Origin of the sequence: Arthrobacter sp. zg-Y769 (genome assembly GCF_020907405.1) — a bacterium.
Classification (GTDB): Bacteria; Actinomycetota; Actinomycetes; order Actinomycetales; family Micrococcaceae; genus Arthrobacter_B.
In genome coordinates, this window is the sequence record NZ_JAJJOE010000003.1 from 119333 (window position 1) to 131294 (window position 11962).

Below are 11962 nucleotides of genomic sequence, written 5' to 3' on the forward strand. Positions count from 1 at the left end.
CTCAAAGGGCCTAAACGGGCAGGTTACCGATGCTCCGCCGGCCCACCTCTCCGGATTGGAGAATGCTATGACCGGATCAGGCTCCCGCCCCGGGCCGGCTATGGATGCGCTTGCCGCCGCCGCGGCAGCAGGTGGTGGCCTACTCCTGCTGTGGTGCGGAACCCGGATGCTCCCGGGCGCCATGGCAGCGGGCACGGCAGTGTTCTCCCCGGATTCGTTCTCCGAAGCTACGCTTTCCCTGGCTACGCTGACGCAGGTTGCCGGATTCTGCGCGGCGGCGGCAGGCGTGCTGCTCACGCTCTGGTGGGTACTGGGCTTTTGCTTCGCGCTATCCGGCTGCCTCCTGCACCGCTTCGGCTTCCGCACAGCGGGCCGGCGGGCGCTGTCCCTGGCGCCGGGACCGCTGCGCCGCCTGGCCTCGGCCGCACTGGGGATGTCGCTGGCGGCCGGCGGCACGCTGGGCGCAGCGCCTGTCGCACTCGGAGCAGCCGTCCCGGCGGCAGCTTCATCCGGCACTGCACTGTCGGATACTGCACTGCCGGATACTGCACTGTCCGGTACCGCGCCCGCCAAACCTGCGTCTTCCGAGACCGCCGGTCCGGGGGCCGCAGATTCGGCGGAGTCCGTCTCTCCCCTTTGGCGCCCTTCTCCCCCGCGGCCTGCCGCCGGCGGGCTACTCACCGGTGTGCCCCGGCCCAATGAGCGCGAGGTCGTGGTTGCCGCGGGCGACACGCTGTGGTCGCTGGCGGCTTCACAGCTGGGCCCGCTGGCTACGGACGCTGAAACTGCCGCGCTTTGGCCCCGCTGGTACGAACTGAACCGGGAGGTCATCGGGCCGGATCCGGGGCTGATCCACCCGGGCCAGGTCCTGGCCGTCCCGCCGCCATGAGGACCGGCCGCTCCACGGCCCGCAAGCCACCGGTCCGGCTGCCAAAGCCCGGCCCTTCTGCGCTAGGAAAGGACGCACCATGACCAGCGTGATATTCCTGCCCTCCCCCGATGCCCCGCCTGCACCGCACACGGACGGGGACGCCGGTCCCATCGCCGTCTATGTCGCTCCTTCGCAGGAGGTGCTTCCGGCGCCCGTTCCGGCGACGCCGCGTGAACGGTGCAACCGGGCAGCCGATCCACCGGCCGCCCCCGTCCCCGGCGCTGCCCGCTGGGCCTCGGACCCCGAAGACGATGCCCGGGTGAAGGCCATCTGCCAATCCGTGGCGCTGGCCGCGCTGGAAGTCCTGGGCGGCGTCCGTCCGCTCCAGCAGATGGCCCGCTGGCTGGATCCCGAAAATTATGAACGGCTGCAGCTGCGTGCCAACCTCGTCCGCGGGCTGCAGCAGGCCCCTCAGGGGCGTTCAACACCCGATCCGCAGCTGCTGCACCGGGGGGTACGCATTCGTTCCTGCCGCCTTTGTCCGGTGTCGGAAGGAGTCTACGAGGCCGCGGTGGTGGCACAGGAACACGAAAGAGCCCGCGCCGTCGCGCTGAGGGTTCAGCTGCGGCGCGGGCTCTGGAAAGTTACTGCCCTGGAGATCGGATAACCGGCCCCGGTATAGCGGGATTACCTGCGGCGTTTGGCTTTCTTGCCGGCGGACTTGTTGCCGGCCGCCGGAGCTGCCTTGGTGTCCTGCTTGTCGCGGGCTGTCCGCTCCACCCTGGTCTCGACCCCGCCCTGGCTGTTCGGTGAGGTGAACTGCAGGCTGGCCGGCTGCTGCGGAGCTTCAAGGCCCGCGGCCTTGATCACCGGAGCACCGAGGACACCGCGGGCGTCCTTGACCCCTGCCAACGCATTCGCTGCCGGGGCTGCCGGTTCGCTGACCTGCACATCGGCGTTGAAGAGGTAGCCGACGCTTTCCTCGCGGATGGACTCCATCATCGTCTGGAACATCACGAATCCTTCACGCTGGTATTCCACCAGCGGATCACGCTGGGCCATGGCCCGCAGCCCGATGCCCTCCTTGAGGTAATCCATCTCGTAGAGGTGCTCCTGCCACTTGCGCCCGATTACCGAAAGCACCACGCGGCGTTCCAGTTCGCGCATGGTGGCTGATCCCAGGGCTTCCTCGCGTGCCTGGTAGGCCAGCTTTGCATCGGACAGGATCTCGTTGTGCAGGAAGTCGCGCGAAAGCCTGGACCGGCCGCCGGCTTCCTCGACCACCTCGTCGATGGTTAGGCTGATCGGGTACAGCGTCTTGAGGTTGGTCCACAGCTGCTCGAGGTCCCAGTCGTCTCCGTGGCCCTCCGCGGTCGCTTCGTTGACCATCGCAGTGACTACGTCCTCCAGGAAGAAGCTGATCTTCTCCTGCAGGTCATCGCCTTCAAGGATCCGCCGGCGGTCGCCGTAAATCGCTTCACGCTGGCGGTTCAGGACGTCGTCGTACTTGAGGACGTTCTTGCGTTGTTCGGCGTTGCGGCCTTCAACCTGTCCCTGTGCGTTCTGGATTGCCTTGGAAACCAGCTTGGATTCCAGCGCGACGTCGTCGGGCATGGACGAGCTGTTCATGATCCGTTCGGCAGCACCGGAGTTGAACAGGCGCATCAGGTCATCGGTCAGCGAAAGGTAGAACCGGGATTCGCCCGGATCGCCCTGCCGCCCGGACCGGCCGCGGAGCTGGTTGTCGATGCGGCGGGACTCGTGGCGTTCGGTGCCGAGCACGTAAAGCCCGCCGAGTTCGACTACTTCCTGCTGTTCGGCGGCAACCGCCGTCCGTGCCTTCTCCAAGGCATCCGGCCAGGCGGCCTCGTAGTCCTCGGGGTTTTCGTTCGGATCCAGCCCGCGGCGTTCCAGTTCGGCAATCGCGTTGAACTCGGCGTTTCCGCCGAGCATGATGTCGGTGCCGCGGCCGGCCATGTTGGTGGCTACCGTGACGGCTCCCTTGCGGCCGGCCTGGGCGACGATGGCGGCTTCACGTGCATGGTTCTTTGCGTTCAGCACTTCGTGCCGGATGCCGGCCTTGGCCAGCTGCTTGGAGAGGTACTCGCTCTTCTCCACGCTGGTGGTGCCGACCAGCACGGGCTGGCCTGACGCGTGGCGCTCGGCAATGTCCTTCACGACGGCGTCGAACTTTGCCACTTCGTTTTTGTAAATCAGGTCTGCCTGGTCGATGCGGGCCATGGGCTTATTGGTGGGAATGGGAACCACGCCCAGCTTGTACGTGCTCATGAATTCGGCGGCCTCGGTTTCGGCCGTACCGGTCATGCCTGCGAGCTTTTCGTAGAGGCGGAAGTAGTTCTGCAGGGTGACGGTCGCGAGCGTCTGGTTCTCCGCCTTGATGACCACCCCTTCCTTCGCCTCGATGGCCTGGTGCATGCCCTCGTTGTAGCGGCGTCCGGCCAGGATGCGGCCGGTGTGCTCGTCGACGATCATGACTTCGCCGTTGAGGACCACGTAGTCCTTGTCCCGTTTGAAGAGTTCCTTTGCCTTAATGGCGTTGTTCAGGAAGCCGATCAGCGGCGTGTTGGCAGCTTCATACAGGTTCGAAATGCCGAGGTAGTCCTCGACCTTCTCGATGCCCGGCTCGAGGATTCCGACGGTGCGCTTTTTTTCGTCCACTTCATAGTCGGCGTCGATCTTCAGCCGCTGGACGACCTTGGAGAACTCGGTGTACCAACGGTTCACGTCACCGCTGGCCGCACCGGAAATGATCAGCGGAGTACGTGCCTCGTCAATGAGGATGGAGTCCACTTCGTCAACGATGGCGTAGTGGTGGCCGCGCTGGACCAGTTCGGCAGCGCTCCAGGCCATGTTGTCGCGCAGGTAGTCGAAGCCGAACTCGTTGTTGGTTCCGTAGGTGATGTCGGCGGCATACTGCTCGCGCCGGGTCGCGGGGTCCTGGTTGGAGAGGATGCAGCCGCTGGTCATGCCGAGGAAGCGGAAAACCCGACCCATCAGGTCCGACTGGTACTCCGCCAGGTAATCGTTGACCGTGACGATATGAACGCCGCGGCCGGTAAGCGCATTGAGGTAGGCGGGGGCGGTGGCCACGAGGGTCTTGCCTTCACCGGTTTTCATTTCGGCAATGTTGCCAAGGTGCAGCGCTGCGCCGCCCATCAGCTGGACATCGAAGTGGCGCATGCCCAGGGTACGTCCGGCGGCCTCACGGACCGCGGCAAAGGCTTCGGGAAGGAGATCGTCCAGGGACTCGCCGTCGTTGTAACGCTCCTTGAGGCGATCCGTTTCACCCCTGAGCTCGGCATCGGACATGCCCTTGAACTCGTCCTCGAGCACGTTGATCGCGTCGGCGTAGTTACGCAGTGTCTTCAGCGTTTTCTTGTCGCCGGTACGAAGAACTCGTTCGAGTAGTGATGCCACTGATTTGCTCCCAATCTAGTTGCCGAAATCTGGCGTCCCCAGTCTACGTGAGAGACGTGCGGTGACGGTCCGTGATTCCCTATTGACCGTTATTCCCTGCATACTGCCAGCTTCAGGGCGGGAGCCAGGTCTCCCATGGGTTTGACCATAATCTGCCCCAGACCCAGCCACTGTGCCATGAGACGCAACTCGGCAGCCAGCTGACGCGCCGTATGCGGCGGTGCCCCGGGATCCGCAAAGGCTGCCTGAACAAGCAGCATACCCGCGGCGCGGTCCGCTTTGAGGTCCACTCTGGCGACGAGTTCCTCCCCCAGCAGGAAGGGAAGCACATAGTAGCCGTATCTGCGGGCTTCCGGCGGTGTGTAGATTTCGATCCGGTAATGGAAGCCGAAGAGCTCCTCGAGCCTCCGCCGCTCGAAGATCAGCGAATCGAACGGACTCAGCAGCGCCTGACCGGATACGGACTTGGGAATCACTGCTTCCGCGTGCAGATACGCCGGCTGCCGCCAGCCGGCCACTTCCACCGGCTCGAGGATGCCCTTGCCTGCCAGGACCTCGGCGGCGATTGAAGTCTCGCGCTGCTGTAGAAGGAAATAATCGGCAAGTCCCCGAACCGTCGCGATGCCGTGGGCCCGTGCTGCAATCTCGGTCAGGCGCAGCACTGCCTGCTCGGGATCGGATGGTTCCAGCGCCGCTGCGCCCGCGGGATGGACTGCCGGAGTGGGGGCGTACAGCCGCTCGAACTGCGGCGTCCGCCCGGCGGAGCCGATCAGGCCGGCGGCAAAAAGGTCCTCCAGGACGCGCTTGGCGGCATTCCAGTTCCAGCCCCAGTCCGAGGTCGTCCGTACCGTGCTGTGCCCCAGGAGCTCCATTACCTGGCGGGAGGTCAGGGCCTTGCCTGCAGTCTCCAGAAGTTCGAGGATCCGTTGCCGGAGGTCCTCGGCAACAGCCGGCGGCAGGGAGTGGGCGGTCATCCAGGTACGCCGTTGGACGGCGCGCAGATCCGCAAAGAGTTCGGGCCGGACGAAGCTTGCCTCGTGCGCCCAGTATTCGACCATGCGACGCGGCCGCCGGGTGGCAAGCCGGTCCAGGAGTTTCCGGTCGTAGGGCCCCAGCCGGGAAAACAGCGGAAGGTAATGGCTGCGGGCAAGCACGTTCACGGAGTCGATCTGCAGCAGGCCAAGCCGCTCAAAGGTACGGCCCACCTGCCTTGCGCCAACAAGGCCGGTGGGCCGTACCCGGGCCAGTCCCTGCGCCGCCAGCGCCGTCCGGCGTGCCTGGCGGAGCGAGAGCTGAGTTTTCATCCCCTTATCCTAGGGGAGCCGTCGGAGTCCAGCGGAACCGTCGGAATCCCACGGCCCCGGCGGATTTCGCGGGGGCTGCGGTCAGGCGGTTGCGCGACCATCCGTCGGGATTTCCGCCGCACGGTAGCCGCGGATTTCCTCCCGCGGTTCTTCCGTGCCTTCTGCGCACTTGGAGTCCAGGGTAATGACGCCGTAGGTCCAGCCGCGGCGGCGGTAAACCACCGACGGCGCGCCGGTGGCGGAATCCACAAAGAGGTAGAAGTCGTGGCCGACCAGCTCCATATTGTCCACGGCGTCGTCAAGGCTCATGGGGGCACCCGGGAAAACCTTGCGCCGGATCAATACGGGGCACTCACCGGCGGCTTCCTCCGCTTCCGCTTCCGCATCCGCGGCGTCGCTGGCACGTTCCTCAGCGGCTGCGGCCACCTGGGCATACAGCGGCTCGGAAGTACTCACGGGACCAAGATCAGCAGTGGCAACCCGGACGGGTACCGGGGCGTGGCGCCCGTGGTGCACCTTGCGCCTGTCGCTTGCCCGGCGCAGCCGTTCCAGCAGCTTTCCGTACGCGAGGTCGAACGCCGCGAACTTGTCTCCGGACGTTGCCTCGGCACGGACTACAGGCCCGCGTCCGGTGACCGTGATTTCCACGGTGAGGGCGCTGTCTGCGTCCCGGACGTTACCCTGCTTCGTGACCCTGGCCTCCACCCGCTGGACCTTGTCGCCGAGCGCCTCCACTTTGCCGATTTTCTCTTCGGCGTACTCGCGGAACCGGTCTGATACTGCAACGTTACGTCCGCTGATCATGAATTCCATGGTGCCCTCCAATAGATTTCGGTGACACAACAACGGCCGCTGTCAGTTTCCTTCGCGACCGTTGCCGCAGGATAACCCCGCTACTTGAAGCTATCCATACTCAACACGTTAGAACACCGCCGAGCTTTATTCACGTCTCGGGATTCCGTTTCCAGGAACGATGGAACGCGCCCCCGGAACAGCACGGTAAGTGAGAGTTGTGTTACGTCCCGGGGCTGGTGTGGCTGCAATAACGGCTGCCCCGGCTACCCGTGCCCCCGCCACGCGCAGTGCCCGCGCCGTTTCCGCAATGGTGGCTCCCGTGGTCAGTACGTCGTCGATCACCAGGCAGTCAACCCCTGAAAGTCTTCCGGGCGGTCCGGCGTCCATGGTGTTCCGTACGTTGCGTCGCCGTGCGGTTCCCCCGAGCCCCTTTTGCGGGCCGGATCTGCCGCCGGGCCGGACGCCGCCGCCCGGCCCGGTTGCCCTGCCGTGCCCGGCCGACACCGACACAAGGGAAGCCACGGCGCAGCCGGGCGGAAGCAGCTGCCGACGCCGGAGCCGCTTCAGCAGCAGCGCCAGCGGAACGTAGCCGCGTTTCCGCACGGAGGCGCCGGTGCCGGGCACCGGAACGAGGACAAGAGGACCACTCCATTTCCTTCCGCGTGCATCCGTCACCGCTGACTGCAGGACGCCTGCCAGCACCGGGACCAGGAACCCGGCCAGGTCGGTATGCCCTCCGTTCTTGAAGGCCAGCAGGATCCGGGCCAGTCCGCCCGTATAGGTTCCTGCGGCCAGGACCGGCAGCGGGGTAAAAAGATCAGCCTCCCGGCCCGGAGACAGCGTTCCCGGGATTGATCCCGGCGTCGGCGCCGGTGCTGCCGGTTCTGCCGGTTCTGCCGCCGGAAGCGCGCCGGCACCCTCCTGCGCAGAGTACGGATGCAGCGTTCCGTGCCGGATCCCTGCCGCGCACACGCTGCACAGCGAACGGTCTGGAGCCCCGCATGCCACGCACGAAACGGGAGCCAGCACGGCTGCCAGACCGGACACTGCTGCGGCGATCCCCTGTCCCGTGCGGGAGTAAAGCAACCGGTCCAGGCGGCCGTTCGGCATATCCATCAGTTCATACTGCCTGTGCCCGGACCGCCCTCCGGCGGCGCAGGGTGCTGTGGGGACAACCGGCCGACGGGCGGCGCGGTTTCTGCTGCTGTGGAGGAAGGCTGCCTCTCCGTCAGCCCGGGAAGGCCGGGTCCCGTGTTCCTTCGGTTCGCAGCGACCAGCTGCTCCCTACCTTGTTGAAGATGCCCTCACCGGTCTGGATGAAGATGTCCTCGACACCGTTTCCAGCGCTCAGGCCCACGATCCCCGCCTTCGGGGAAAGCATCTGGGGGGCACGTCCGGTGCCGAGAATAACCGGCGCCGCTTCCTCCGCTCCGGTCTGCACGGCAACCACTGTATCCTCCGAAGCCCATTTGACCCGGTTCACGGCCCCGGCATCCGAGGGGACCTGAAGGACCATCGGAACCGTGAGGGATACGGGAACGCCTTCGGGAGAGCGGACGACGCCGGCAATCATCACTTCGCTGCGCCCCCCGCGGTGCGCGGCAACCAGTGCCCGGGTACCGTCGCGGGAAATCCGCAATTCAGTCACCGTCAGGCCCTCCAGCCACGGGGCGGAGAGGACAGCTGCGGAACTGCGGTCTCCCCCCGGCTGTATCGCCAATACGCGGGAACCGGTGCCCGAGGGCTGGGCAGTCCAGATCCACCGGCGGGGATCCACACTGGGTGCCGTGAACCTGCCGCCCTCGGCCGCCACCCGAACGTCCTGTCCGGTACCCGTAACGAGCAAGGTGTCTTCCTGGCTGTTCAGGAACGCGATGATCGATCCGTCCCGAAACATGGCCGGATACCGGGGTCCGTATTCCGCCACCGAGGGGACATCCCCGATCGGCTCGGGACCGTCCGCGTAATAGGCCAGTTCATCCTGGTACACCACGATCTGGGTGGCGCCGGCAGACGGATCCTCCTCGGCTGACTGCATGTCGCCGCTGCCCTTGCCGAGATCCACTTCCCGTTGCTCCACCGTCATGCTCACGGACGTGATGTTGTTGAGGCGAAGGTTCTGCCTCAGCTGCTTCACCATCTGCTGGCGGTTCTGATCGCTTGAGTCCCGCAGCGAGTCGGCTGCGAAATCCACGACCGCCTCCCCCGAGGCCACCGGCACTGCATCCCGGGCCAGCGTGGTGCCGGCCGGGAAGGCACTCACGACGGCGCCCTGGAGATACGGCGCGGGACCGACGAGGAGTTCCTTGACGATGTTGGCCGCGATGCCGGCGCGCTGGATGAACCACCGGGTATCCGGTACCCAGTACTGGTAGTCGCTCGAATAGAAGTAGAGGTTGTGGGCTATGAACAGCGCAGGGAAATTCGCCAGCGACACGATGATGCCGTCGGGGACGGCACTGAGCCTCCACTGTCCATCCACCTGTTCAAGCCGAACAGGGAAAGCTTCGGTGCTGCCTTCGGGCGCGTCGGTACGGATGCCCTGGGCATTCACGCTGCCCTGCACCTCCAGCTGAATCTGGAACGCGTTCGGTTCCGGCAGGGCCACGATGCGTGACGAGCGGTAAATCGTCGCCCGTTCGGTAGGCGACCAGGTGTTGGCCACGTCCGGGGCCAGGAACTGCCGGGCAACACTGTAGTCGTCCACGGCGCCCTTGCCTGCGTCTATAAAGCCCTGGACGATGTCCTCGGGCGAGGCGTCCTCGACCGGGCCATCGGGGGAGAAAACGGCGTCCTCTCCCGTTTCCCCGTTGTGCTCAGCCGACGCGGTGCCTACCGGGCCGACAGTGGGTATTGACGAGCAGCCGGCCAGGACAAGCACGGCGCTGAGCCACAGCACCAGCATCCTGCCGGGCTGCCCCTTCCGTGACCCGGTCAGCATCCTTGTGTTAGTAGGCATTGGGTTCCTCTTCCCCGGCCGGAGCCGCAGCGGTTAGCGCGCGGGGACCGGCCGGCACCTCGCGGGGGGACAACGGCACCGGCGATGCCTCAAAGTCCACACCATGGCGGCGGGGTAGTGTCAGCCGGAAGCATGATCCGTTTCCCGGTTCGCCCCAGGCCTCCAGCCAGCCGTTGTGAAGACGTGTGTCCTCCGTGGCGATGGACAAGCCCAGCCCGCTGCCGCCCGTGGTTCGTGCACGTGCCGGATCCGCACGCCAGAAACGGTCAAAGACATGGTCGGCGTCTTCTTCGGTCATCCCGATGCCGTGGTCGCGGACAGCTATCCCCACGGCGTCAGCGGAAGCAGCTATGGCGATTTCGACGGGTTCCCCTTCACCATGCTCCAATGCGTTTACCAGCAGGTTACGCAGGATGCGTTCAATCCGGCGCGGATCGGCGTCGACCACGCAGCTCGACTCCTTGGACACCACAACAACCTCGGAACCGCAGTTGTTCGCCAGCGGCTCGGTGGCGTCGATGACGTCACGGACAATATGGAAGACATCGGTGGGCTCCACATCGAGCACCGCGGCCCCGGCGTCGAACCGGGAAATCTCCAGCAGATCCGCCAGCAGCGCCTGGAATCGTTCCACCTGGTGGTAGAGCAGTTCAGTGGAACGCCGGTACATGGGGTCGAAGCTGTCCCGCGCGTCGTACAGCACCTCGGCCGCCATACGCACGGTGGTGAGCGGCGTTCGCAGTTCATGGGAGACATCGGAGACGAAGACCTGCTGCATGCTCGAGAGCGTCGCCAGCTGCGTGATCTGGTCCTGGAGGGTGCCGGCCATGTGGTTGAACGACGCCGCCAGGCGGGCAACCTCGTCTTCCCCCTTGACCTCCATACGCTCCTGCAGTTCGCCTGCGGCCAGTTTCTCCGAGACCGCTGCCGCATCGCTGACTGCGCCCAGTCCCGCCTTGGTGACGATCCACGCGATCGTGCCGCTGATGGCAAGCAGCAGGAATCCCGCAATCCAGAGGATGCGGTGGATATCGTCCAGGGTTTCCTGCATGGAATGCAGGTCGTAGATCAGGTAAAGGGCATATTCGGAGCTGTCCGGAGGCAGCGTGACCTTGGTGCCGAAAGCAATGCCGGGTTCCCCGTTGGCAAGCTCCAGCGGAGACCAGAACACGTAGTCCGTCGCCGCTGCGGTGGCATCACTGGCAACGACGGCGTCGCTGAGTGCCACCGGGATTCCGCTGGCAGTAATGGTGCCGCTGTTTACGGACGTGATGTACAGGGGGTCCTTCGTGGGCAACGGCGTGAGCAGGTAGGTGCGCGGCGTGTCCGCGCCCTCGCCCTGCAGCAGCGCCAGCGTGTCCATAACGAGCCGGTCGGTGCTTTCCCGGTCGCTGGCGGCAGTGTCCCTGAAGTTTTCCTTCACATTGGTCAGGCCCGACGTCGCTTCGGTCCGGAACTGGGACAGCCGCTCTTCATAGAGGGAACCGGCAATCTGGTGTGAGAGGAAAGCGCCGATCCCCGCCCCGGCCAGGGCCACCAGCAGGAGCGTGGAAACGATCGTCTTGAACTGCAGGGACCTGCGCCACTGGCGGGCTATCCGGTGAAAGGTGGCCCGACGGAAGGAATCACGCAGCCGCACCAGGCGCTGCAGCGTCATGTCGAGTTTCGGGGATTTCCTGACCGCCCCGGCCAGGAAATCCGGCAACTTAGCTCTGGCCCGCTTTATATCCGACACCGCGCACCGTCAGTACAATCTCGGGTGCTTCGGGGTCGCGTTCAATCTTGGAGCGGAGCCTCTGCACATGCACATTCACCAGCCTCGTGTCGGCGGCGTGGCGGTATCCCCAGACCTGTTCAAGCAGCATCTCGCGGGTGAAAACCTGCCAGGGCTTGCGCGCCAGGGCTACGAGCAGGTCGAATTCCAGCGGCGTCAGCGAAATACTGTCGCTGCCACGGGCCACGGAGTGGCCTGCAACGTCGATCGAGACTTCGCCGATCCGCAGGGTTTCCGGAGACTTCTGGTCACCCGGGCGCAGCCGGGCACGGACCCGCGCCACCAGCTCCGCCGGCTTAAAGGGCTTGGGTACGTAGTCGTCGGCACCGGACTCCAGTCCGCGGACGACGTCGGACGTGTCGGATTTGGCGGTGAGCATCACGATGGGGGTGTCGGACTCGCTGCGGATCTGCCGGCATACTTCGATGCCGTCGATGCCCGGGAGCATAAGGTCAAGCAGGACCAAGTCCGGCTTGCTGTTGCGGAACACTTCCAGCGCTGAGGAGCCGTCTGCGCAGAACACCGGTTCAAAACCGTCGTTGCGCAGCACAATCCCGATCATTTCGGCGAGTGCTTCGTCGTCGTCTACGACCAGTATGCGTGCCTTCATAACTCCCTGTTTTCGCTGCTTGACCCACGCGCCGGTGCGCGCCCGGAGCAGCATCGGCTGCCGCTCCCCACGGCGTGCTAAAGCCGCCTACGTTAATCCCTATCATCCTAAGGGACACAATTACCGCCGCGGCTCGCCGGGTACCGTTTGGACGGAGCGTCACTATAGTCGAGGTAATAAACGCAAGGGCCTGCGGGGAAAACGGGTAAAA

The 11962-nt window shown here is 65.3% G+C and carries 9 protein-coding genes; 2 read left to right on the forward strand and 7 right to left on the reverse strand.

What is annotated here, in order from left to right; translation table 11 throughout:
- Positions 1-67 precede the first annotated feature (67 nt).
- Together LOC60_RS00895 and LOC60_RS00900 are read left to right on the forward strand one after the other, a co-directional pair.
- Entirely contained in the window at positions 68-889 is an 822-nt protein-coding gene (locus LOC60_RS00895; RefSeq protein ID WP_230020831.1) for a LysM peptidoglycan-binding domain-containing protein, read from the forward strand.
- Between the two features lie 79 nt (positions 890-968).
- The gene (locus LOC60_RS00900) at positions 969-1538 is read left to right on the forward strand and encodes an Rv3235 family protein (protein ID WP_230020832.1); all 570 of its coding nucleotides are present in this window, start codon (positions 969-971) and stop codon (positions 1536-1538) included.
- Positions 1539-1558: 20 nt separating this feature from the next.
- Here the strand turns inward: LOC60_RS00900 and secA are convergent, their stop codons facing one another.
- The 7 genes from secA to mtrA form a co-directional block, all read right to left on the reverse strand.
- The gene (gene secA, locus LOC60_RS00905; RefSeq protein ID WP_331460759.1) at positions 1559-4309 is read right to left on the reverse strand and encodes a preprotein translocase subunit SecA; all 2751 of its coding nucleotides are present in this window, start codon (positions 4307-4309) and stop codon (positions 1559-1561) included.
- Positions 4310-4398: 89 nt separating this feature from the next.
- Positions 4399-5613, reverse strand: a complete 1215-nt coding sequence (locus LOC60_RS00910; protein ID WP_230020833.1) for a winged helix-turn-helix domain-containing protein — start codon at positions 5611-5613, stop codon at positions 4399-4401.
- A gap of 81 nt (positions 5614-5694) precedes the next feature.
- On the reverse strand, positions 5695-6426 hold the full coding sequence (gene hpf, locus LOC60_RS00915; protein ID WP_230020836.1) for a ribosome hibernation-promoting factor, HPF/YfiA family: 732 nt from the start codon (positions 6424-6426) through the stop codon (positions 5695-5697).
- 126 nt (positions 6427-6552) lie between these two features.
- Positions 6553-7524 carry a ComF family protein gene (locus LOC60_RS00920; RefSeq protein ID WP_230020837.1) on the reverse strand — a complete coding sequence of 324 codons (972 nt, stop codon included), beginning with the start codon at positions 7522-7524 and terminating at the stop codon, positions 6553-6555.
- A gap of 112 nt (positions 7525-7636) precedes the next feature.
- Positions 7637-9367, reverse strand: coding sequence for an LpqB family beta-propeller domain-containing protein (locus LOC60_RS00925; RefSeq protein ID WP_230020839.1), 1731 nt, complete (start codon positions 9365-9367; stop codon positions 7637-7639).
- A complete protein-coding gene (gene mtrB, locus LOC60_RS00930) occupies positions 9357-11024 on the reverse strand; it encodes an MtrAB system histidine kinase MtrB (protein ID WP_230020840.1) in 1668 nt (555 codons plus the stop codon). The genes LOC60_RS00925 and mtrB overlap by 11 nt, the downstream gene beginning before the upstream one ends.
- Before the next feature lie 49 nt (positions 11025-11073).
- A complete protein-coding gene (gene mtrA / locus LOC60_RS00935; protein WP_230020841.1) occupies positions 11074-11751 on the reverse strand; it encodes an MtrAB system response regulator MtrA in 678 nt (225 codons plus the stop codon).
- Between the last annotated feature and the right edge of the window lie 211 nt (positions 11752-11962).